General features: G+C 32.4%; 13 protein-coding genes. 11 read left to right on the forward strand and 2 right to left on the reverse strand.

Going from position 1 to position 24,582, the window contains the following annotated elements:
* The gene (locus Q0776_RS14420; RefSeq protein WP_298369690.1) at nt 1-1,428 is read left to right on the forward strand and encodes a sulfatase; all 1,428 of its coding nucleotides are present in this window, start codon (nt 1-3) and stop codon (nt 1,426-1,428) included.
* Here Q0776_RS14420 and Q0776_RS14425 read toward each other — a convergent pair whose 3' ends face one another.
* Nucleotides 1,429-2,559: an aldose epimerase family protein gene (locus tag Q0776_RS14425; RefSeq protein ID WP_298369693.1), complete on the reverse strand. Its 1,131-nt coding sequence runs from the start codon at nt 2,557-2,559 to the stop codon at nt 1,429-1,431. It abuts the gene before it with no gap.
* A 255-nt stretch (nt 2,560-2,814) separates the two neighbouring features.
* On the opposite strand from Q0776_RS14425, the gene Q0776_RS14430 reads away from it, so the two are divergent.
* The 6 genes from Q0776_RS14430 (at nt 2,815) to Q0776_RS14455 (ending at nt 14,840) form a co-directional block, all read left to right on the forward strand.
* Nucleotides 2,815-6,564 (forward strand): T9SS type A sorting domain-containing protein, encoded by a 3,750-nt coding sequence (locus tag Q0776_RS14430; RefSeq protein ID WP_298369696.1) that lies wholly within the window; start codon nt 2,815-2,817, stop codon nt 6,562-6,564.
* Nucleotides 6,565-6,573: 9 nt separating this feature from the next.
* Nucleotides 6,574-8,118 carry an arylsulfatase gene (locus tag Q0776_RS14435; RefSeq protein WP_298369699.1) on the forward strand — a complete coding sequence of 515 codons (1,545 nt, stop codon included), beginning with the start codon at nt 6,574-6,576 and terminating at the stop codon, nt 8,116-8,118.
* A 31-nt stretch (nt 8,119-8,149) separates the two neighbouring features.
* Nucleotides 8,150-10,612: a beta-galactosidase GalB gene (gene galB / locus Q0776_RS14440; protein ID WP_298369701.1), complete on the forward strand. Its 2,463-nt coding sequence runs from the start codon at nt 8,150-8,152 to the stop codon at nt 10,610-10,612.
* A 77-nt stretch (nt 10,613-10,689) separates the two neighbouring features.
* Complete coding sequence (locus tag Q0776_RS14445) at nt 10,690-11,796, forward strand: glycoside hydrolase family protein (protein WP_298369704.1); 1,107 nt, start codon at nt 10,690-10,692, stop codon at nt 11,794-11,796.
* Nucleotides 11,797-11,801: 5 nt separating this feature from the next.
* Nucleotides 11,802-13,397 (forward strand): sulfatase, encoded by a 1,596-nt coding sequence (locus Q0776_RS14450; protein WP_298369707.1) that lies wholly within the window; start codon nt 11,802-11,804, stop codon nt 13,395-13,397.
* A 21-nt stretch (nt 13,398-13,418) separates the two neighbouring features.
* Entirely contained in the window at nt 13,419-14,840 is a 1,422-nt protein-coding gene (locus Q0776_RS14455) for a glycoside hydrolase family 28 protein (protein WP_298369710.1), read from the forward strand.
* Nucleotides 14,841-14,876: 36 nt separating this feature from the next.
* Here the strand turns inward: Q0776_RS14455 and Q0776_RS14460 are convergent, their stop codons facing one another.
* On the reverse strand, nt 14,877-16,028 hold the full coding sequence (locus Q0776_RS14460; protein WP_298369712.1) for a hypothetical protein: 1,152 nt from the start codon (nt 16,026-16,028) through the stop codon (nt 14,877-14,879).
* Nucleotides 16,029-16,191: 163 nt separating this feature from the next.
* Between Q0776_RS14460 and uxaC the strand changes: the two genes are divergently transcribed.
* Genes uxaC through Q0776_RS14480 form a run of 4 tightly spaced genes read left to right on the forward strand, consistent with a single transcriptional unit; the run spans nt 16,192 to nt 24,580 of the window.
* Nucleotides 16,192-17,592: a glucuronate isomerase gene (uxaC, locus tag Q0776_RS14465; protein WP_298369714.1), complete on the forward strand. Its 1,401-nt coding sequence runs from the start codon at nt 16,192-16,194 to the stop codon at nt 17,590-17,592.
* A 10-nt stretch (nt 17,593-17,602) separates the two neighbouring features.
* Nucleotides 17,603-20,428, forward strand: coding sequence for a glycoside hydrolase family 2 TIM barrel-domain containing protein (locus Q0776_RS14470; protein WP_298369717.1), 2,826 nt, complete (start codon nt 17,603-17,605; stop codon nt 20,426-20,428).
* 10 nt (nt 20,429-20,438) lie between these two features.
* Nucleotides 20,439-23,273, forward strand: coding sequence for a glycoside hydrolase family 2 TIM barrel-domain containing protein (locus Q0776_RS14475; protein ID WP_298369719.1), 2,835 nt, complete (start codon nt 20,439-20,441; stop codon nt 23,271-23,273).
* A gap of 8 nt (nt 23,274-23,281) precedes the next feature.
* The gene (locus Q0776_RS14480) at nt 23,282-24,580 is read left to right on the forward strand and encodes a family 43 glycosylhydrolase (RefSeq protein WP_298369723.1); all 1,299 of its coding nucleotides are present in this window, start codon (nt 23,282-23,284) and stop codon (nt 24,578-24,580) included.
* Nucleotides 24,581-24,582: the final 2 nt, after the last annotated feature.

A 24,582-nucleotide genomic window follows, 5' to 3' on the forward strand; every position in this document is an offset into this window, starting at 1 on the left:
ATGAAACAAATTAGAATAGTATTTATTGTTTTGATAAGCGTATTTACAAGCTCATTGATTGCACAATCTAAAAAGCAAAAAAATATTCTTCTAATTTGTATTGATGATTTACGTCCAGAATTGGCGTCGTTTGGGGCGTCGTATATAAAGTCGCCCAATATTGATAAGTTGGCAAGTGAAGGTAGAGCATTTCATAATCATTATGTAAATTCACCAACTTGCGGAGCCTCAAGGTTTACAATGCTAACAGGAATGTATGGAACCTCCAAAAACGATGCGCTTTTTTTAAGAGCAAAAACAATGGCTAAAAAACCGGCTGAAGTAAATCCTAGTATGCCAGAATGGTTTAGAAATAATGGATATACAACTGTTTCCGTAGGGAAAGTTTCGCATCATCCAGGAGGAAGAGGCGGTAAGAATTGGGATGATCCTAACGTTATTGAAATGCCAAATGCTTGGGATAAACATTTAATGCCAGTTGCTGAATGGGAACACCCAAGAGGAGGAATGCACGGATTGGCAAATGGAGAAATTAGAGAAAAAGCCAATGAAATGGATCTTTTTCAGTCTGTTGAAGGTGAAGATACTATTTACCCTGATGGACATATTACAAATGAGGCTTTAAATCAGTTAGATGAATTAACTCACAACTCCGAAAAACCTTTCTTTTTAGCAGTAGGAATTATCAGGCCTCATTTACCGTTTGGAGCACCAAAAAAGTATTTAGATTTATATGAAGGTGTTGATATACCAAAAATTCCAAGTCCTGAAAAGCCAAAAGGGAAAACAACTTGGCACGGTTCAGGAGAATTTATGAAATACAATCGTTGGGGTAAAAACCCAAATGAAGATACTGTGTTTGCCGAGGAAGTTAGAAGGCATTATGCGGCTTGTGTAAGTTATGCCGATGCGCAGGTTGGTAAAATTATTTCAAAATTAAAAGAAACTGGAGCGGCTGAAAATACAATTGTTGTTTTGTGGGGAGATCACGGTTGGAATTTAGGTGATCACGCTATTTGGGGAAAACACAATTTGTTTGAAGAAGGTGTGCATTCTCCATTAATAATTTTATACCCAAATATTAAAAAGAAAGGAAAAAGCACAAAAGCAATTGTTGAAACGGTAGATATTTTTCCAACACTTTGCGATTTAACGGGACTTGATATTCCTAATTTTGCTGATGGGAAATCTTTAAAATCACAGCTTAAAAACCCAAAAAAGGGCGGTCACGTTGCATTTGGATATAGAAATGGAGTGCATACAATTAGAACTGATAAATATCGATTTACAGTGTATAAGAATGGTGAAATGGAATTATATAACCATAAAACAGATCCTTATGAAACTAAAAATATAGCTTTAGAAAATCCAGAAGAAATAGAGCGGCTAAAGTTGATGTTAAATGAAAAAATAAGTTCGGTAAAATAGTTATTCAACTACACCAAAATCATAAATAACAACTTCATTATATTTTTCTCCTGGTTTTAATAAGGTTGAAGGGAAATTTGAATGATTTGGACTGTCAGGCAAATGTTCAGTTTCTAAACAAAATGCAGAATGTTGTTCATATTTAAATCCGTATTTACCTTTAAAAGGTGCTATTGAGTTTCCTGAGTAAAATTGAACACCGGGTTGAGTTGTAGTAACGGTTAAAGTTCTCCCAGATGTTGGTTCAATTACTTTAATAACTTCTTCTAACTTTTTTTCAGGCTTGTTAAAAATATAGCAGTAGTGATATCCATTATGATTTAACTTGTGAATATTATCTCCAATTCTTGTCATTTTTGTTAAATCCCAATCAGTTCCTTTTACTGTTGAAATTTTTCCAGTAGGAACTATGTCTTCATCAATTTCGGTATAATTATCTGCTTTAATTTGAATTTTATGATTGTAAATGTTTTCTTTCATAGCAGTTAGGTTAAAATAACTGTGCTGTGTAAGATTTACATGGGTGCTTTTGTCGGTTGTAGCTTCAAATTGTACGTGAATAGCATTGTTTTTTGTTAAAGTGTAAGTAACATAAACATCTAAATTACCTGGAAACCCATTTGTTCCATCTTTTGAAAAATGATGAAATTTAATTCCTTTGCCAATTTTATTTTCAACGTATGTTCCATCCCAAAGCGTTCTGTCAAATTCATTGGCGCCATGTGAACAATGAACTTTGTCGTTTTGTTTTAATTGATATTTTACACCACCAATTTCAAACTGACCATTTCTAATTCTGTTTGCAAACCTACCAATAGTTGCTCCAAAGCACGGATTTTTATCTAAATATTGTTGTAAATTATCAAAACCTAAAACTACATCTTCAAAAACACCGTTTTTATCTGGTGCTAAAACAGACGTAATAATACCTCCATAATTGGTTAGTTTAACTGTCATTCCATTTTTATTTGTAAGTGTATATAAAAAAGCAGTTTCCCCATTAACAGTTCCCCATTCTTCTTTTTGAAAACCTGTTTTTTTGGTTGAACAACTTGTTAGGAATACTATACAAATTATATATAAAGTAATATTTTTTAAAATGAGGTAGAGGTTTTTACTAGTTGTTTTCATAGTGATGGTAAGTTTGGAAAGTATGAGGTTAGTGTTTTCAAAACATTTTCTTTTAAATGCTGTTGTAACCAAAGATAGTTACTTAATAATATTAGTCAAAATTATTAAATGCAATTAAGTATGAATGATTTAATCAAAAATGTGTTTTATAAATAAATCATTTGTGGTATAAAAAATTCCATATGGGGTTAACATTAATAACTCTTAATATTAAATTTACACCGCTAACAAAAAATGCGAACTTAGATTAAATTTATGAAGAGTTTATTAAAAGCAGTTATATTTTATTTGATTCCATTTTCTATAATGGCTCAAACGTTTAGTAGTGGGTTTGAAAATAATTTGAATATAGATTGGGATGCAGCAACTAGTGGAACTGGTCTTGCTAAATTTGAAATTAGTGAAGTGTCTAAATTTAAAGGTTCCAATGGTTTTCATATGAAATTCAGTCAAACTGGTCAGAAAGGAAATTTATGGACACCTAAAAATATTGACTGGAAAAAGGGTACATCATATACTATTTCATTTTATTATAAGGCAATTGTTAAAGGAACTAATACAGAACCAAATATTAAAATATTTTCAGGTGACGGAACTAAAATAGATCATATTAATTTTTCTTTATCTAGCGAAAGTTGGGTGAAATATGAAACTTCTTTCACCTCAAATATTGACGATACTAATGGAAATATGTTGTTTTCAATCCGTCCAAATGATGATGGTTCTGGAGAATTTTATTTTGATGATTTTTTAATTGAAGAAGTAATTCCAGAAACTGGATTTTTTGCTGATATAAAAAGTATTGATATTGCTTCAGATGAAACAATAAAATGGGTGCAGTTTGGTCCTGGAATGAGTGGGAATAATACTTGTTTTTATCCACATCCAACAGATGAAAATATTGTTTACACGAGTCCAAATATGGGGAATTCTTATAGATCCACGGATAAGGGATTTACATATGAAACAATTTTAAGTGAAGATGCACCTGCAAATACCACAGGACTTAGAGGAGCCGTTGAAATGTATTCAGTTGATTTTTCTAGACAAAATGCTAACTATGGTTTTATGACAGGTAAAAGAAAAGGAGATTTATTTGTTTCAGAAGATCGAGGAAAAACTTGGAATAGACAAATTTTAACACAAGGAATTATAGGTAATGCTTATTTGGCTTGTGTAGCTGTAAACCCACATGATGATAATATATGGTTTTTGGGCGCTGGTAGAATGCGAGATTATGGTAGGTTGTTATATCCACAATCTGCTCCAAAAGGAACTCATATTGACGCCAAAAGTCAAGGTAAAGTTTGGAGAAGTACAGATAAAGGTCAAAGTTGGACTTCAGTAAATTCAGGTATTAATTCAAATGCTGAATTTGAATCTATTTTAGTGGATCCAGTTGATGAAACAATTGTTTATGCCGGAACCAATTATGGGTTTTATAAAAGTACTGACGGTGGTTTAACTTGGACATTGAAATCAAATGGAATAGACCATGATATGATTCGTTCAATGGATATTCACCATAATAAAACTACAAATCTAGTTACAATATACGCTTTAAGTAATATAACCTGGAAAGCAAATGGAACAACAGTAGAGAATGAATCTGGAGGAATTTTTAAAAGTACCGATAAGGGTGAAACTTGGACAAATATCAGTGGTGATTTAGGAGTTGATTTAACAGTTTTTGTTAGAAATGAAAACATTGAAAAGGATTATTACCAATCAATATCTCATTATTTTGGATTATCATACGAAGCGGCAAAATCTACGTACCCAACACTTCCTTCAAAACTTACAACGCGTTTCAACATGATTACAGTTGATCCTAACGATGTGAATAATATTTATTTAGTAAATAATTATTCCAATGCTTCTGAAAATAATTTTAGACCAGGTCAAATATGGAGAACTACAAATGGCGGTGAAAAATGGTTTGTAACTCTAAGAAATGGTAAAAATTGGAATAACGGAAGTGAAGATGCGTATTGGGTTACAAAACGAAATAATCCAATGGGTACAAATATAACCATGAAATATAAAAGTGATTGGGTAAATAGAGATGATTACGAGCGTAAGGGATGTAACTTTGTTAAGTTTAACGCTGATGGTTCGGTTCTTTATACGCAAATGGCTAAAATTGGATTTGTTTCATATAATAAAGGAGATTCTTGGGTAGATATCGATGATGAAGCAACTGGAACTCATAATAGTTGGGTTGGTGCTGGAAATAGCAATGTTCCGGGTCATGGTTTTTATCAATCAGAATTAATAAAAAATAAGGTTTTTTGTTCTTCAGGAGAGAATAGTTTATGGATAACAAATGATGAAGGAGAAAATGTAAGGCCCAGCGCACAAGGAGCTGGGGTAATTGATATAACTGGAGGTGAACATTCTGTTAGTTCGGTTGTTGTTCATCCTACAGACCCAACAATTTGGTATGCTACTTTTTTTAGACAAGAAAAGAAAGGGCAAATTGTTAAATCTACAGATAGTGGAAAAACTTGGAATAGCATAGGTACACCAGTTCCTTCACCTTGGCCAGTTTTGGGTGGTGGAGATCAAGCTGTACATCAATTAAGTTTAATTATTGATAAAAACAATCCTAATAATATGTATTTTTGTGTTCCTCGATCAACTTTAAAATTAGAATGGGTTGGTGATAGCGTAACAGGTTATGGAATACACAAATCTACCGATGGTGGAGTTACTTGGACCGAACCGAATACTGGATTACCTTCGTCATTAGATGTAGCTCGTTTAGCATTTTCACCAAATCATGACGCTTTATATGCAGCAGTAATAAATAACGGAGGCGGATTATTCAAATCGGTTGATAAAGGTGAAACTTGGACTGAAGTTGAATCTACCAAAAATATTTCGGGTACTTCTGGAATTAATGATATTCATTTTGATAAAGATGGAAAAGCTTATATAACATCAGGTTTTAAAAATGAACCTGCGGATAGTGGTGGCTTATGGGTAAGTGATGATAATATGCAAACTTGGACAAAGAAATTTGATTATCCTTGGACCAATCGAGTAGAAGTTGCGAAATACGATACTAAAACTATTTTGGTGTCAACATTGCCTAATTCAAAAGTAAATTATAAAAATGCTGGGACTTTTTTATCTAAAGATGCAGGTGAAACTTGGATTAAAATAAATAAAGGAAATGGGCAATCAGATAGGGTTAATGATATTGCAATCAATTACACAGTTCCCGGAAAGTATTATGCTTCAACCAGAGGAAGTGGTTGGTATGTAGCAACTGATCCAAACCCTTATGATAAGGATGAAACCTTAGAAATACAGAATTTTAAAATTAAAAGTACAAGCGAAACGTGTAGCGATAGTGATAATGGAAGTATTTCGATAAGTACCAATCAAAGTTTAAATTACACGGCTACATTAACAGGCAATTCAACTAATGAATCAAGAACTTTTACAAATTCCGTTGATTTTGAAAATTTAGCATCAGGAAGTTATGGTGTTTGTATTACGGTTGAAGAAAAAGCAGATTATGAAACTTGTTTTGCAATTGAAATAAAAGAGCCAGATGAACTAAAGGTATCTTCAAAAATTGATGTGAATTCAAGTAAAGTGTCAATTTTTTTGAAAGGAGCTAACCAATACTTTGTCACATTAAATAATCAGACATTTACAACAAATAAATCAGAATTAATTTTAAACCTTAAAAATGGTTCTAATAGCCTTTATGTAAAAACAGATAAGGAATGCCAAGGAGAACATAAAGAAAACTTGAATATTTTGGGAGCAGGTATTTTTGTTTATCCGAATCCGGTTTCAAATATTCTTAACGTACATGGATTGTCTTCGGAAAACGAACTTAGAATATTTTCAATTGAAGGGAAATTGTTATTCAGCAGCAAAGGCAATTCAACTGAAACTATAAATGTATCATCCTTAAAGTCTGGATTGTATTTGTATTCAATAATAAATAACCTAGAAACTAAAACAGGAAAATTTATAAAATTATAATCATAAAAAATGAAGTTATTAAAAATAGGAATTTCCATTTTTACAATGCTGATATTATTTTCAGCAAATGCACAAAAAAATGAAAGCAAAAAACCAAATATTATTGTTGTTTTAGCAGACGATGTTGGAGTTGGAGATATTTCAAAATATAGAAGATTACACAGTCCAAAAATTATTGTTGAGACTCCAAATATTGATAAGTTGGCTGAAGGTGGTATGATGTTCACAAACGCACACGCACCTGCATCATTATGCGCAACTTCACGTTATTCAATAATGACAGGTAACTATAATTTTAGAAGTCCACTACCTTGGGGAGTTTGGTCTGGATATGCGCCAGGTGTTTTTACAAATGAAACCTTAACCTTGGGTAGATTAATGCAAAAAGCAGATTATAATACTGCTTTTATTGGAAAATGGCATTTAGGAACACGATTTAAAGATAAAACAAATCCGGAAAAATTATACGAATTAAAAAGAGGTAAAGCCTTAAATTTAAACGTTGATATTACAAGTATTGCTGATGGAGGTCCTATGCAAAATGGATTTGATTACAGTTTTACACTTCCTTCTGGAATTCAAAATGAACCATATTCAGCTTATGAAAATGATAAATGGTTTCCGTTGCACGAAAAATCTTTGATAGGTTTAATAGATGCTGCTTATTGCAATCGATTAGGTTTCGAGTTGGATAAAAAAGAAGGTTTGGGAGATTCTATGTGGAATCCTAGTGAAATTGGGCCGCTAATCGCTAACAAAGCAGTTAATTATATTAAGGGAAATGCTAATAAAAATAAGCCTTTCTTTATGTACTACTGTTCTCAAGCAGTGCATACACCGCATACAGCTCCTGAAGAATTAGATGGAATTAAAGTTAGAGGAACAACTCCTTCAAAACATTTGGATATGGTTAAAGAGCTTGATATTCAAATGAAAATGATGATTGATGAATTAAAAGCACAGGGTATTTATGAAAATACCGTGTTTATTTTTACTTCAGATAATGGTGGTTTACATACTGATGGAGACACTTGGAATGCAAGACACGAACCAAGTGATATTTATAGAGGATGTAAAAATGATCCTTATGAAGGTGGAAGTAGAGTTCCGTTTATAGTTTCTTGGCCAGGAAAAGTAAAGGCGGCAACTAAAGCAAATCAGCCAGTTTTAGGAACCGATATTTTAGCAACTATTGCTTCTATTTCTGGTGTGAATTTAGAAAGCAATCAAGCTTTAGATTCGTACAATTTAGTGCCTGTATTAGAACAACCTAAAAAAGCAAAAACACGACCATTTGTAATAATTCAAGGAGGTTCAGGAAAAGAAGGTATGATTGTAAAAGATGGATGGAAATTAATTATTCAATTCGAAAAAAAAGACAAAACAGATAAAACAAGAACACCAATAGCTTTATTCGATTTGAAAAATAATATTTGGGAACACGAAGAGTTAAACCAAATAAACAATTCAAAATATAAAAAGAAAGTTACTAGTTTACTAAAATTGTATAATGAAACTAGAGATAATGGTATTGCTACAAGAAAAAATATATAATTAAAACAAACAAGAATTAAGAACAAACAAAATGAGAAAAGTACTTTACGTAATGAGTTTTTTAATGCTAACATTTGTTGGTGTAAACAAAACTCAAGCACAAGACATTAAGTTTAATGATGATTGGCGCTTTTTTAATGCTGAAGCCGAAGGAGCTGAAAAAAATAGCTTTGACGATTCAAAATGGAGAAACCTAAATTTACCACACGATTGGGCAATTGAAGGTCCTTTTAGCGAAGAATACAATGCACGTTGTGGAGGTTTACCATTTCACGGAACAGGTTGGTACCGAAAAGATTTTAAAATGGAAGCTTCAGCAAAAGGAAAAATTGTAAGAATGGAGTTTGAAGGAGCAATGTATGATGCGCACGTTTGGGTAAATGGAGAATTTGTAGGGAATAGACCTTACGGTTATATTGGTTTTGAATTCGATATTAGTAACTATTTAAAATACGATGGTTCAGATAATGTAGTGGCTGTGCGTTTACGTCCACAAGATTTATCTTCTCGTTGGTATCCAGGAGCAGGATTATACCGTTCAGTTTGGTTAAAAATAGACAATCCAGTGCACGTTGAACAATGGGGAGCTTATATAACTACGCCAACTGTTTCAGAAAAATTAGGAGTTGTTCAAAATGAAACAACTATTGTAAATACAAGTAATAAAAACGCTAAAGTTGTGGTGAAGCAAGAGTATTTTTCACCTGATGGAAAATTAGCAGCATCAATTGAAGATGAAATTACAGTAAAAGCAAATTCAAAAGAAGTTTCAGGAACATACGTTGATGTCAAGAATCCTAAAATATGGGATACTGAAAATCCAAATATTTACAAAGCGGTTACTACTGTTTCTAAAAATGGAATAGTAATTGACACATATAATTCAACTTTTGGGTTTAGATCAATTTCTTTCACTACAGAAGGGTTTTTCTTAAACGGAAAGAAAATTAGATTTAACGGAGTTTGCTTACATCACGACAACGGAGCGTTAGGTTCAGCTGTTTATAGAAGAGCAGACGAACGTAAATTACAAATTATGAAAAGTATGGGTGTAAATGCAATCCGTACAAGTCATAATCCGCCTTCTAGAGAGTTTTTAGAATTATGTGATGAGCTTGGTTTACTAGTTTTAGATGAAGCTTTTGATACTTGGGCTGAAGAAAAAGTTCCAAATGGTTATAATGTATTTTTTAAAGAATGGGCCGAGCGTGATATTAAAGATATGGTGAAAAGAGATAGAAATCACCCATCAATTATTATGTGGAGTACAGGAAATGAAATTCACGAACAACACGATAAAAAGAACGGATGGAAAGTTGCAAGAATGCTTCATAATTACTGTAAAGAAATTGATCCAACGCGCCCTACAACGTTAGGGATGAACAATTTTGAAGCGCCTTATAAAATGAATTTTGCTGCACAATCTGATATTGCAGGAATTAATTATAAGCCAACAAAATATGGTTATATTCACGAAACTTACCCGCAATTAGCATTGTATGGTTCAGAAACTTCAAGTTGTACAAGTAGTAGAGGAGTATATCATTTACCAATAGAAAAATACACCACACACGAATCTTTACACGTAACTAGTTACGATTTAATTGGTCCACCATGGGCATATCCACCAGATGTAGAATTCCATTTTCAAGAACAAAATCCAAACATTATGGGTGAGTTTATTTGGACTGGATTTGATTATTTAGGTGAGCCAACACCTTATGGAGGTAAAGACAATTCAACAAACGGATATTGGAATGGTCACTGGCCTTCTAAAAGTTCATATTTTGGAGCTGTAGATTTATGTGGTTTCCCAAAAGATAGATTTTATTTATACCAAAGTCAGTGGACTTCAAAGCCTATGATTCACCTATTACCACATTGGAATTGGAAAGGAATGGAAGGACAAGATATTCCGGTTTATTGTTATACAAATTGTGATGAAGCAGAACTTTTTGTGAACGGAAAATCAATGGGGAAAAAAGTTAAAGGAAAAGATTTAACAGAGTTAATTGTTAAGTTTACGAGATATGAAGGTGACTCATTTCAATCAAAATACCGTTTATCTTGGAATGTTCCTTACCAAGCCGGAAACATAAAAGTAGTTGGGTATAAAGACGGAAAACAAGTATTAGAAAAGCAAATTAATACAGCCGGTAAACCTGCAAAAGTTAGCTTAAAAGTTGATAGAAGAGAAATTAATGCAGATGGTGAAGATTTAGCTTATGTAACCGTTAGAATTGAAGATAAAAACGGAAATTTATGTCCAAATGCAACAAACTTGGTAAACTTTTCTGTAAAAGGTGCAGGAGAATTGGTTGGAGTTGATAACGGAAATCAAATTAGTTTAGAGTCTTTTCAAGCAAATCACAGAAAAGCATTTAGCGGAATGTGTTTAGCAATTTTAAAGTCTTCAAAAACATCAGGAAAAATAATTTTAACAGCTAAATCTAAACGATTAAAAAGTGCTGTAGTTGTTGTAGAAACTAAATAAAAATTTAAAAAGTGCCCAGTTTTATATTTAAGATTGGGCTTTTTTTATTGAGCCATTTCGGTTAAAATAATTTTAAGATGATAAAAAATTGCATATTACTTTTAATAGCTTGTTTAACCTTATTTTCTTGTGGAGTTAAAACAACTTCAGAAATAAAAGATTATAAAAATTTAGGCTTTACACCAATTTCACCAGAAACGGTTGCAAGTTTTCAAAATAATAAGATAACAAAACAAGTATTGGTGGAGCCAGATAACTTTGTTTGGGGATTGAGTGTGGTTAAATGGGAAGGAGAATATCACGCATATTATTCTCGTTGGAATAAAAAATATGAACATAAAGGTTGGATGACAAATTGTGAAATTGCACACGCTGTTTCAGATACTCCTGAAGGACCTTTTGAATTTGTAAACGTGGTTTTAAAAGATCAAAAAACAACAGGTTGGGATTTAAACAATTCTCACAATCCGTATGCAACAATTGCTGAAGGAAAAATATGTTTGTATTACATAGCAAATGATATTAAATCCTTACTTGAGAAAGATAAAATTGAGTATCCAAACGAAGATTGGTTTAATGAAAACAGAAAACCTTTACGTGATAGTCAACGAATTGGTGTTGCAATAGCAGATAATCCTTCAGGGCCATTTGTGCGTTCAGAAAAAGTGGTAGTGGAACCGGATAATGTGAAATTTAAAAAGATAGCAGTAAATCCAGCGGTAATTCACAAAGATGGTAAATACTTAATGATTATGAAAGGTGATGATTTAAAGCACGAAAAACCTTTTAGAATTCAATTGGTAGGTAGTTCTAAAAATGCTGAAGGGCCTTTTGATTTCATAGAAAAACCTGTGTACGCAGAGGCTCAAACAGAAGATGCTTGTATGTGGTTTGATCAAGTGATGAATAAGTATTATATGGTTTGTCACGTAATGGGTAAAAAAGATTTGGCTTTGTTTAGTTCAGAAAATGGATTTGATTGGCAACAAGATGAAAGAAGTGTTTTTATGAAGAAAGAATTTGTACTTTCGGATGGAACATTATGGAAGCCAAAACGAGTTGAGCGTCCGTTTGTTTTAACCAATGAAAAAGGACAGCCAACAATGATATATGTGGCGGTTTACGATAATAATGTAAACGGAAATATTGCCATTCCAATTGAATATAATAACATTGAAAAATAAAAATAATGAAAAAATTAATCACACTTCTAACTCTAGTTTTTGCCTTATTTGTATCGTGCAATACAGATAAAAAAGTTGAGAAGAAAGCATCTGAACCAGAAAAGAAAAACATTCTATTTATTCTTGCAGATGATTATGGTTATAATGATATGAGTTTTAGAAACGATAGTTTTTATGAAACTCCAAACATTGATGCTATTGCAAAAAGCGGAACAGTTTTTAATAATGGTTATGCAAATTGTCAAGTTTGCTCTCCTTCAAGAGCAAGTATTATGAATGGTAAATTTCCTGCACGCCATGGAATTACGGATTGGATTGGAGCTCGTGAAGGTGAAAAATGGAGAGAGAAAAAGAGATTTTCAAAGTTAATGCCAGCGAGCTATAAGCACAATTTGGCGCATAAAGATGTTACGTTACCGGAAGCTTTAAAAGAAGAAGGTTATGCTACCTTTTTTGCAGGGAAATGGCATTTAGGTGAGAAAGGTTCGTGGCCTGAAGATCACGGTTTCGATGTAAATAAAGGAGGCTGGGATGCAGGCGGACCACGTGGAGGTTATTATTCGCCATACAGCAATCCAAATTTAAAAGATGGAGAAGATGGTGAGAGTTTAAGTATGCGTTTGGCTAAAGAAACAGTAGATTTTATGAAAGCTAATAAAGACGAAAAGTTCTTTGCTTATTTGTCGTTTTATGCTGTTCACGGTCCAATTCAAACTTCAAAAGAAAAATGGGAAAAATACCGAAAGAAAGCAGAAAAGAATGGTATTGCTGAAAGCTCTTTTAAAATGAAGAAATTCTTTCCAATGAGAGAAACTCAAGACAATCCGGTATATGCGGGCTTGGTTGAAACAATGGATGATGCAGTTGGAGTTGTGCTTAAAGGATTAAAAGATTTAGGATTAGATAAAAATACCATTGTTGTGTTTACTTCAGATAATGGAGGTGTTTCAGCAGGTGATGCCTATTCTACTTCAAACTTGCCTTTAAGAGGTGGTAAAGGTTACCAATATGAAGGAGGAATTAGAGAACCATATTTTATAAAAGTTCCTTGGTTGAAAAATAGAATAAAAGAAAGCAATACACCAGTTTCTGGAGCAGATTTTTATCCAACATTGTTAGATTTGGTTGGAGCTAAATTAAAGCCTGAAGAGCATTTAGATGGTGTAAGTTTATTACCGCTTTTAAAAGGAGAAACTATTAATGAGCGTCCACTTATTTGGCATTATCCACATTATGGAAATCAAGGAGGAGAGCCTTCTTCAATTATTAGAAAAGGTGATTGGAAGTTGATTCATTATTACGAGGATGGTAGAAATGAACTATTCAATTTGAAAAGTGATTTAAGTGAAATGAATGAAGTTTCAGAAGAGAATTCAGAATTAGTAGCTTCATTAAAATCAGAATTGTTCGAATATTTAAAAGAAGTAGGAGCAAATTTCCCTGAAAAAGATCCATTATATAGTGCAGAGCTAGAAGCCAAACATTTAAATAAAATGGCTACTAAAAAACTGCAAAGTTTAGAAAAACAACGTAAAGCATATTTATCACCAGATTTTGATCCTAAAAATAATTGGTGGGGAAGTTTTCAAACTAAAGATTAGAAGTTAAAATATAGTATAGATATGAAAAATAAAATAGCAATAGTTTTAAGTCTTGTTGTAATTACATTGTTTTCTTGTGAAAAACAAACAGAATGGAATGTAAAAGATTATGGAGCATTAGATGACAATAAAACAATAAATACAAAAGCCATTCAAAAAGCAATTGATGAATGCAACAAAGCGGGCGGAGGAACTGTAACTTTAGATGGAGGAACTTTTGTTTCGGGAACTTTATTGTTAAAAAGTAATGTTACTTTAAATATTACTGAAAATACTACTCTATTAGGAAGTATTAACCCGAATGATTATCCCGTTGTTGACCCTTTTATTGATGCGACTGGTCAGTTTAGAGGTCAGTGTTTTATTGGAGCTGTAGATGTGGAGAATGTAGCAATTACAGGTAAGGGAACAATTGACGGACAAGGAGAAATGTTTACGCCTAAAAAAGTTAAGGAAACCATTAAAAAGCTAGGACTTACAATTGTAAAACCAGATTTTTCAGATTTAATTTCAAAGGATAGTAAATATGTAAATAATAATATTCGTTATTCAAATCGTCCTTTTTTAGTACGTATGGTACGTTCTAAAAATGTGCAATTAAAAGATATTCATTTAACACGTCCTGCTGCTTGGACACTTCATTTTTATCAATGTGATGGTTTTGAGGTAGACGGAATAGATATTTACAGTCACGCAAACAAAAATAATGATGCTATAGATATAGATTCAAGTATCAATGGAGTTATAAAAAATTGCACCATCGATTCAGGTGATGATGCTATTTGTTTTAAAGGTACCAGTCCAAAACCTTCTCAAAATGTTTTAGTCAAAGATTGTAAGTTGAAAAGTCATTGGGGAGCTATAAAGTTTGGAACAGAATCTATGGGAGATTTTAAAGATATTACCATTAAAGATTGTTTTATTCACGATACAAGAGGTGGAGGAATTAAAATGTTAAGTGTTGATGGAGCTAATATTGATAATGTATTAATTGAAGACATTACAATGGAGAATGTCGAAATGCCAATTTTTGTTCGTTTAGGTGAAAGAGGCTTAACTTACAGAGGTGCTGAGAAAAAATCGGTTGGAAGTATCAATAATGTTGTAATAAGAAATATAAAAGCTAAAGTTTCAGACTTGTCTGAATTAAGATTAACTCCAACATCAGGTTTCTTTTTTACAGGAACTCCTAATCATAAAATTGGAAGCATAAAATTTGAAAACATAGAGGTAAGTTTGCCCGGTGGAGGAACTGAAGAAGATGCAAAAATTGAAGTGCCAGAAAATGAAACAGAATACCCTGAATTTACAAAATTAGGAGCTACACCAGCTTATGGTGTTTACGCAAGACATATTGAAAACCTTGAAACTAAAAACATTAAGTTTACGCTAAGAAGTGAAGACAAGCGTAAAGAAATTGTATTGGTTGATGTAAATGAATAAAATTAACTTTTAAAGAATTATAAAATGGCAGTAAGTTTAAAAACCTACTGCCATTTCTAGTTTTATATCAGTATTAGTTCGGTGTTGTCCTTTTACTTTAAAAAGTGCTGTAAAATATTTTTTATTGTTTAAATAAGTCTTTATAAAACTTTGAATACTATCCTTATTGGTGAAATATTCTGCTGTAGCACTAACGCCAATATCGTGTTCAGAGAAAAAAACAAAATGTTCGGTGTTATCTATACCTTGGTATTTTGATACAATGGCATATTCTTCATCTACTTCTCCAATATTAAAATGTATAATGGTATCCTTTATTTTTGGATGATTCGATAGAGTCAATTCATTTCTCGAAACTTTAAAATATGGATTTGATTCGTTGAAAAAGTGAGTGAATTGGTTTCCGTTTTTTATTGGACCAGCGTAAATTGCATTTCCTTCTTTTATTTCTGAAATTGAAGTTAATGTTGAAAATCTGATATCAAAATCCTTATTGTAATGTTGAAAAAAACGTTCAAATTGTTGTGTGGCCAATGAAGCCATTCTTGTAGTATATGTGTAGTTTGCAGGTTTTAGAGCGTTTTTTAAATCTGGGTTTACTTCGAGAAGATCATAAAATTCGTTCACGTTGTTCAACTCAAAATCACGTGTCCAACCTATTCCTCCAGTAACTGTTTTTCCCATAGCGCCAAAATGGTCTCCAATAATTAAATTAGTTGGTTTTTTTGTAGTGATAAACGATTTCCAAATTCTTGGAGGCTTAGGAGTAGAATTTGTAATAATAAGCGCTAATATTGCCATTACTAAGGCTGCATATGGAATGGCTTTTGACCAACTGAAGTGTTTTGTAAATTGACTTTTAAGCTGTTTTCTGAAAAAACGAATCTGATACTGCCCTTTATCAATTGTCAGTTGCCAAATATCATCTTTACCTTCGTTTTCGTAATAGCTAGTAATTTTCTTTCTTAAATTGTAAACATTAACTCTAACTCGTGGGTTATTCCTATCGCTTACTTCTTTGCTTCCAAAAAAATCAATTTCAATAACACTTTCTTTTAAAGGAGTTTTTTTTAATGTAGCATCTAATAAGTATTGTAAAAGGGCATTACTTGTTGGGGCATTTTTAAATGTTTTACTATTTCTTATTTTAGTTGTAATCTCTTGTTTTTGTTCATCTGAAAGTCTCATTTTCTGATAATTAGTTTAGTGCTTTAACCGTTATAGCTACCGTTAAAGTTGCGTTAAAGTTACTAAAACGATTCTTTATAAATACATTTGAGATAAGATTTTTAATATAGGTTAATTCAGACGTTAAAAATCGACATTAGTTATTCAAATTAAATAACATTTTATGAAACCTTTTTTAGATAGTGAATTTATTCTTGAAACAAGAACAGCAAGTGAGCTTTTTCACAAGAGTGCAGAACATATGCCAATTATAGATTACCATTGTCATTTGAGTCCAAAACAAATTGCCGAAAACAAAAACTTTAAAAATATAACAGAAATTTGGTTGTATGGTGATCATTATAAATGGAGAGCTATGCGAACAAATGGTGTAGATGAAAGATTTTGTACTGGTGATGCTTCAGATTGGGAAAAATTTGAAAAATGGGCACAAACAGTTCCATTTACATTGAGAAATCCATTGTATCACTGGACACATATGGAACTGAAAAATTATTTTGGTTTCGATGGAATTTTGAATGGTGAAACTGCAAAAGAAGTTTGGGACTTAGCCAATGAAAAGTTGCAGTTAGAAGCATTTAAACCACAAGGGTTAATGAAAATGATGAATGTTGAAGTAGTTTGCACAACTGATGACCCTATCGATTCTTTAGAATATCATATCCAAATTGCAAAAAGCGATTGTGAAATTAAGGTATTGCCAACTTGGAGGCCGGATAAAGCAATGGCTGTTGAAGATGCAGAAAGTTTTAATGATTATATGGTGAAATTATCTGAGGTTTCGGGTGTTTATATCAATTGTTATGAAGATTTATTAAGCGCCTTAAATACTCGTCACGATTTCTTTAATGAAATAGGTTGTAAATTATCAGATCACGGAATTGAAGTTTTTTATGCTGAAGATTATACAGAAGCCGAAATTAGAACAATCTTCTTTAAAATTAGATCTGGGATTGAATTAGGTTCAATTGAAATAGCGAAATTTAAATCTGCAATGCTCTATGAATTAGGAGTAATGGATCATAAAAAAGGTTGGGTTCAGCAATTTCATTATGGTGCAATTAGAGATAATAATAGTAGATTATTGTCAAAGTTAGGTCCCGATACTGGATTTGATTCCATTCACGATTTAAATAGTGCGGCTGCTATGTCTAAATATTTAAATTTATTAGATAGTGAAGATAAATTGACTAAAACAATTATTTATAATTTAAATCCTTCACAAAATGAGGTTGTTGCCACAATGATTGGGAATTTTCAAGATGGTACAGTTCCCGGTAAAATTCAATTTGGTTCAGGTTGGTGGTTTTTAGATCAAAAAACGGGAATGGAAGCTCAAATGAATACATTGTCTAGCCTTGGTTTGTTAAGTCGGTTTGTTGGAATGCTAACAGATTCTAGAAGCTTTATGTCATATCCACGTCACGAATATTTTAGACGTATTTTATGCAATTTATTAGGTAATGATGTTGAAAATGGATTGTTACCTAATGATATGAAATTGTTGGGAAGTATGGTGGAGGATATTTGCTATAACAACGCAAAAAATTATTTCAAATTTTAAATGTCGAAGTATGAAAGTTTTAAAAATAGTTCTGCTAATGCTAGTTGTATTTTCAACTCAGTTAGGAAATGCACAAGGTAAACACGAAACCCAAATTCAATATTTATCTGGTACAGATAAAGACAACCTTGTTGAATGGGATTTTTATTGTTCGGAAGGACGAAAAAGCGGTGAATGGACAAAAATTGGAGTACCATCTTGTTGGGAACAGCAAGGTTTTGGAAACTACAATTATGGAAGTGATGATGAGAAGAATAGAGCCAAAGAGTTTGGTTTGTATAAGCATACTTTTAATGTGCCAAACAACTGGAAAAACAAAGATGTAAAACTTGTTTTTGAAGGTGTAATGACGGATGCCGAAGTGAAAATTAATGGAAAATTGGCCGGAGAAATTCATCAAGGTTCTTTTTATGAATTTAATTATACCATTTCAAAATTATTGAAATATGGTAAAGACAATGTATTAGAGGTTAAAGTAAACAAGGTTTCAGCAAACGAATCTATCAACCACGCAGAGCGTGTTGCAGATTTTTGGATTTTTGGAGGAATTTATCGTCCAGTTTATTTAACCATTTCACCTAAAGACAATATTGATAGAGTTGCAATTGATGCAAAAGCAGATGGAAACATTATTGCAGATGTTTTTATAGATTCAAAAAAAGCTGATAACGTTGAATTGTCTTTATTCGATTTAAAAGGAAAGAAACTTCAAGATATTACAGTAGAAAATATTCAAAAAGAAATTGGAAAGTTTAAAGTTTCAGGAAAAGCAAACAATGTAAAATCTTGGAATCCAGAACAGCCAAATTTATATGTGTTACAATTTGATTTGTTGGATAAAAAAGGAAATGTTTTACATACAGTGAATAAACGTGTTGGGTTTAGAACCGTTGAAATTTTAGAAGGTGATGGAATTTATGTAAACGGTGAGCGAATTAAATTTAAAGGTGTAAACCGTCATTCTTTTCATCCAAAATCTGGACGAACAACATCAAAAGCATTTAGTATTGAGCACGCAAGAATGATGAAAGATATGAATATGAATGCGGTTCGTATGGCTCATTATCCGCCAGACACTCATTTTTTAGAAGTATGTGATTCTATTGGATTATTTGTTATTGATGAAATTTGCACCTGGCACAATCCAATGCTAGAAACTAAAGTTGCTCGTAAAATTGTAAAAGAAACGGTAGTTCGTGATGTAAATCATCCATCAATTTTATTGTGGGCAAATGGAAATGAGCAAGGTTGGAATCCAGAAGTTGATGATGATTACGCAAAATGGGATATTCAAAACAGAGAAGTAATTCACCCTTGGAGTATTTACAAAAAAACAAATACACTTCATTATGGCCATTATCACTCGTTAATTAATGATGCTTATACAAAAGATAAAATTTTATTTCCAACAGAATTTTTACACGGTTTATACGATGGTGGTCACGGTGCAGGACTAGATGATTATTGGAATGTAATGTGGAATTTACCATTAAGTGCTGGAGGTTTTCTTTGGGATTTTGCAGATGAAGGTATTGAGCGAACTGACCGAAATAATGAGATTGATTTACAAGGAAATAAAGCTCCTGATGGTATAGTTGGACCTTATGGAGAAAAAGAAGGAAGTTATTTTACTATTAAAGAAATTTGGTCGCCAATCTATATTGAAAATCGTTTTATTAGAAATGATTTTAATGGAGTTTTTAGAGTTGAAAACCGTTACCATTACACCAATTTAGAAGAATGTACAATGACAGCTAAATGGGTAAAGTTTGAAGCTCCAAACGAGGGATTGAAAACAACCATTTTAGCTGAAAATAAAGTGAAACTTCCAAGTTTAAAACCTTCAGAAAAGGGAATTTTTAATATTGAAAAACCTCAAAATTGGCAGTCAGCTGATGCGTTGCATTTAACAGCAATCGATGCTCACGGAATGGAAATTTTCACGTGGACTTACCCAGTAGCTTCACCAAAAGAAGTAAGTAACTCAAAAATTGATTATTCAACAAAAGGAAGTGTTAAAACTGAAACAACAAACAAAACTATTAAAGTTGAGGCAAATGGAATTATGTATTCATTTTCAGAAGAGAACGGTTTACTTCAAGAAGTGAAAAAAGGGAACAAAATAATTCCATTAAATAATGGTCCAATTATTTTAAATCAGAAGGATAAAATCATTGATGTGAGTGTAAAAGAACTTGAAGGTAAAACCGAAATTCAAGTAACTTTTGAAGAGAAAAAATGGATGCCAGCTTGGTCAACAATTAAAGAAAAGCGTTCAGATATTATCAAATGGACCGTTCATTCTAACGGATTATTAGATTTAAAAGTTGAGTTTAAAGGATTAAGAAATTTAAAGGGGTTTAGAGGAATAACGTTTTCTTTTCCAGAAGAAGAAGTTGCAGGTATGAAATGGTTGGGTGATGGCCCATACAGAGTGTGGAGAAATAGAATGAAAGGAACAAAATTCCAAGTTTGGGAAAACGATTATAACAACACCGTAACAGGAGAATCTGGTTTTGTGTACCCAGAATTTAAAGGGTTCTTTTCAAGTTTATATTGGTCAAAAGTAAAAGGAAATAACAATAACGGATTTACAGTGTATTGCAAAACGCCACACACGTATTTGCGAATGCTCACTCCGCAAGAACCAAAAGAGAATAAAAAAGGAAAAACACATCCTGAATTTCCAAAAGGAGATATTTCATTTGTAATGAATATTCCTGGAATTGGTACAAAATTTCAGTTCCCAGAAAGTACAGGTCCACAAGGAAATAGTGAACACTATTTTGGAAATGATGACAAGCCTATAATTCTTGATTTAACATTTGAATTTTAATTGATAAAAAATGAAATACTATAAAATATATACACTTCTAATAGTTGCTTTTCTATTCAGTAATTCAGAAGTTGTTTTGGCCCAAAATTTAATTGAAACTCAATATTTGTCTGGTACAGATAAAGACAATTTGGTTGAATGGGATTTTTATTGTTCAGATGGAATGAACAGTAAAGAATGGGCTAAAATTGGAGTGCCTTCTTGTTGGGAATTGCAAGGTTTTGGAAACTACAATTACGGACGTGATTATAAAATTCCAAAAGAGTATCACGATGAATACGGTTTATATAAACACAAATTTATAGTGCCAAAAGCGTGGAAAAATAGAGAAGTGAAAATTGTTTTTGAAGGTGTTATGACGGATGCTGAAGTAAAAATTAATGGAAAATTAGCCGGAGAAATTCATCAAGGAGCTTTTTATGAATTCAAATATTCCATTACAAAATTATTAAAATATGGAGCAGAGAATTTAGTAGAAGTGAAGGTGAATAAAATGTCTTCAAACAAATCTATTAATAGTGCTGAACGTAATACAGATTTCTGGATTTTTGGTGGAATTTATCGCCCAGTGTATTTACAAGCATTTCCAAAAGAACACATTGAGCGTGTTGCTGTTGATGCAAAAGCAAATGGAACAATTAAGGCAGAACTGTTTACAAAATCTAAAAAAGCTTTACAAACTAAAATTGTTTTAGCGAATGCTAAAGGAGAGAAAATAAATGATTTAAATGTAGAGCAATTGGCTAAAGAAAATGGAAAATGGACGGTTTCAACCAAAGCTTCAGATATAAAATCTTGGAATCCTGAGAAACCAGTGATGTATCAATTACATTTTAGTTTAATGGATAAAAATGGAAAAAATCTTCATACTTATATCCAAAAAATAGGATTTAGAACTGTTGAAGTTAGAGAAGGAGATGGAATTTATGTAAACAACCAACGTATTAAGTTTAAAGGTGTAAATCGTCATTCGTTTCATCCAGAATCAGGGAGAACAACTTCAAAAGCATTGAGTATTGAGCATATTAAAATGATGAAGGATATGAATATGAATGCCGTACGTATGTCGCATTATCCGCCAGATGTTCACTTTTTAGAGGCTTGTGATTCTTTAGGATTATTTGTACTTGATGAGCTTTGTACTTGGCACACACCGTATTTAGATACCAAAGTTGGAAAAAAACTGGTTAAAGAAACGGTAGTTAGAGATGTCAATCATCCATCAATTGTACTTTGGGATAATGGAAATGAAAGTGGATGGAATACTGAATTGGATGATGAATTTTCTAAATGGGATATTCAAAATAGAGAGGTAATTCATCCGTGGGGAATTTTCAAAAAAACAAATACATTCCACTATTTACCATATCACGGACTGGCTTATGATGGCTATGTAAAAGATAAAATATCATTTCCTACCGAATTTTTACACGGATTGTATGATGGTGGTCACGGAGCTGGATTAGATGAATATTGGAAAATAATGTGGGATTTACCATTATCAGCAGGAGGGTTTTTATGGGATTTTGCAGATGAAGCAGTTGTTAGAACAGATAAAAATAGAGCTTTAGATGCCGATGGAAATCACGCACCTGACGGTATTGTTGGTCCTTACGGAGAAAAAGAAGGAAGTTACTTTACTATTAAAGAAGTTTGGTCTCCAATTTATATTGAAGATCGTTATATAAGAGAAAGTTTTAACGGTGAATTTAGGGTTGAAAATCGCTATCACTACACAAATTTGAATGCTTGCACTATAAAAGCGAAATGGGTGAAGTTTGATGGCCCAAAAGGTTCAACAGAAGAGCAAATAATTTCAGAAAGTAATGTAAATCTACCTTCAGTAAAACCAGAACAAAAAGGAATTTTTAAAGTTGATTTACCTCAAAATTGGACTTCAGCTGATGCATTGTATTTAACAGCTACAGATCAACACGGAATGGAAATTTTTACGTGGTCGTATCCTGTTAAACTTCCAAAAAACTATAATAAAAATAAAATCAGTTATTCTGGAAATGGGAAAATAATAACCAAAACTGGCGATTCTAAAATTGAAATTACAGTAAAAGAATTAGACTTAACATTTTCTGCTAAAACAGGTTTAATTGAAAAGGTTGTTAAAAACGGAGTATTGATTCCATTATCAAATGGACCAATTATTTTAGATAGTAAAAACAAAATAGATACTGTTTACGTAAATTCTTCTGAAGAAAAAGTAGAAGTAATAGCCTTGTTTGAAGCCAAGAAAAAATACTATGATTGGAAAGATAATAACGAAATGACAAGAGAATCTATTAAATGGACAATTCATTCAAACGGTATTGTAGATTTAAATGTTGAAATAAAAAGTACACGTAAAACAAAAGGCTTTAAAGGAATTACATTTTCATTTCCAGAGAAAGAAGTTGCAGGTATGAAATGGTTAGGTGACGGACCGTACAGAGTTTGGCGAAATAGAATGAAAGGAACTCAATTAAAAGTTTGGGAAAGCGATTATAACAATACAATAACAGGAGAATCTGGTTATGTGTATCCAGAATTTAAAGGTTATTTCTCAAGTTTATATTGGATGCAATTACGTGGCAATAATAACAATGGTTTTAATGTATATAACCATAATGCACATACTTTTTTACGTATGCTTACTCCAGATAAACCTTTTGAAGCATTGCGAGGTTCAGATGATACAAAATGGCCTAGTGGAGATATTTCTTTTGTGAAAAATATTTCACCTATTGGATCTAAATTTAAAGAAATTGGAGAAATGGGACCTACAAGTAACGAAGAAATGATTTTTGGTAACGATGATGAGCCAATTAAAATAGATTTAACCTTTGAATTTTAAGCAGTATTATGAAAAAACTAATTTACATTATTGTAGCAAGTTTAGTTATGTACTCTTGCGAGCAAAAACAAGCTACGGAACAAAATAAAACTAAAGAGGTTTCTTCAACTGAAGAATTTCCGTTTTTTATTCCTTCAGAAAAACCAAATAGGCCTTTAAGTAAAGCAGTAAAAAGAAATTATGATGCTTATGAACATATTCGTCCTGAAGCTTCGGAATTATACACGCAATTTAAATACACAAAGTTAAAAGGGTTTGATTATAATGATGGTGATGGAACAATTACCCGTAGAGATCCATCAAAAGTGATTTTTGAAAACGGAAAATATTACGTTTGGTATACACATAGAAAATCTCCAGTTAAGCCAGTTGGAATGTCAAGAGCAAAAGAAGCAACAGATGTAATTCCATCTGCAGATTGGGATTTGTCTGATATTTTTTATGCAACTTCAGAAGATGGTTTTACGTGGGAAGAACAAGGCGTTGCCGTTCCTCGTCCACCAAAACCACAACCAGGTTGGCGTTCAGTTACTACAACCGATATTTTAAAGTTTAAAGGAAAATACTATTTATACTTTCAGGCTTTTATGGAAGCAAGTGGATTACGTGGTGATTTTTGTCCAGTTTCTGTAGCTTGGGCTGATTCTCCAGATGGTCCGTGGCATCATACCGGAAAAATAGTAATTCCAAACGGACCAGAAGGTTCTTGGGATCAATACTCAATTCACGATCCGTATCCATTAGTGCACGATGGAAGAATTTATTTGTATTACAAAGGAGATTTCGATAAACGCCCTGAATTTAAACCTTCAAAAATAAGAATGCAAGGTTTAGCTATTGCTGAAGATCCTTTGGGTCCATTTACCAAGCATCCATTAAACCCAGTAATTAATTCTGGACACGAAACAACATTATTTCCTTTTAAAGAAGGTGTTGCCGCAATTGTTCAACGCGATGGACAAGAGCATAATACCATTCAATACGCTAAAGACTGGGTGAATTTTGATATAGCCTCAATTACGGAAATGTTACCTGTAGCTGCTGGCCCATTTGTTCCAGATGCATTTACAAATACAAAAGATGGTAGAGGAATTACTTGGGGAATTTCACACGTAATTAACGCAGGTGGAAATTGGAGACATACTATTTTGGTGCGTTTTGATTGTGATTTAAGTCAAGATGTAGATGATCAAAAAATGAAAGATCATTATATGAATTACAGACCAGAATTTTTGTACAAACACGGATTAAATGCGAAGCAAAAGGCACGTATAAAAAAGCAAACAGACGAACTTAAAAAACAATAATA

Origin of the sequence: uncultured Lutibacter sp. (assembly GCF_947495725.1) — a bacterium.
GTDB lineage: Bacteria > Bacteroidota > Bacteroidia > Flavobacteriales > Flavobacteriaceae > Lutibacter.

What these genes read in the sequence shown, in the direction of transcription:
- Q0776_RS14450 (WP_298369707.1), top strand. Translation starts at nt 11,802, where the DNA reads ATGAAAAAATTAATCACACTTCTAACTCTAGTTTTTGCCTTATTTGTA.
- Q0776_RS14420 (WP_298369690.1), top strand. Translation starts at nt 1, where the DNA reads ATGAAACAAATTAGAATAGTATTTATTGTTTTGATAAGCGTATTTACA.
- uxaC (WP_298369714.1), top strand. Translation starts at nt 16,192, where the DNA reads ATGAAACCTTTTTTAGATAGTGAATTTATTCTTGAAACAAGAACAGCA.
- Q0776_RS14435 (WP_298369699.1), top strand. Translation starts at nt 6,574, where the DNA reads ATGAAGTTATTAAAAATAGGAATTTCCATTTTTACAATGCTGATATTA.
- Q0776_RS14480 (WP_298369723.1), top strand. Translation starts at nt 23,282, where the DNA reads ATGAAAAAACTAATTTACATTATTGTAGCAAGTTTAGTTATGTACTCT.
- Q0776_RS14455 (WP_298369710.1), top strand. Translation starts at nt 13,419, where the DNA reads ATGAAAAATAAAATAGCAATAGTTTTAAGTCTTGTTGTAATTACATTG.
- Q0776_RS14445 (WP_298369704.1), top strand. Translation starts at nt 10,690, where the DNA reads ATGATAAAAAATTGCATATTACTTTTAATAGCTTGTTTAACCTTATTT.
- Q0776_RS14470 (WP_298369717.1), top strand. Translation starts at nt 17,603, where the DNA reads ATGAAAGTTTTAAAAATAGTTCTGCTAATGCTAGTTGTATTTTCAACT.
- Q0776_RS14460 (WP_298369712.1), bottom strand. Translation starts at nt 16,028, where the DNA reads ATGAGACTTTCAGATGAACAAAAACAAGAGATTACAACTAAAATAAGA.
- Q0776_RS14475 (WP_298369719.1), top strand. Translation starts at nt 20,439, where the DNA reads ATGAAATACTATAAAATATATACACTTCTAATAGTTGCTTTTCTATTC.
- galB (WP_298369701.1), top strand. Translation starts at nt 8,150, where the DNA reads ATGAGAAAAGTACTTTACGTAATGAGTTTTTTAATGCTAACATTTGTT.
- Q0776_RS14430 (WP_298369696.1), top strand. Translation starts at nt 2,815, where the DNA reads ATGAAGAGTTTATTAAAAGCAGTTATATTTTATTTGATTCCATTTTCT.
- Q0776_RS14425 (WP_298369693.1), bottom strand. Translation starts at nt 2,559, where the DNA reads ATGAAAACAACTAGTAAAAACCTCTACCTCATTTTAAAAAATATTACT.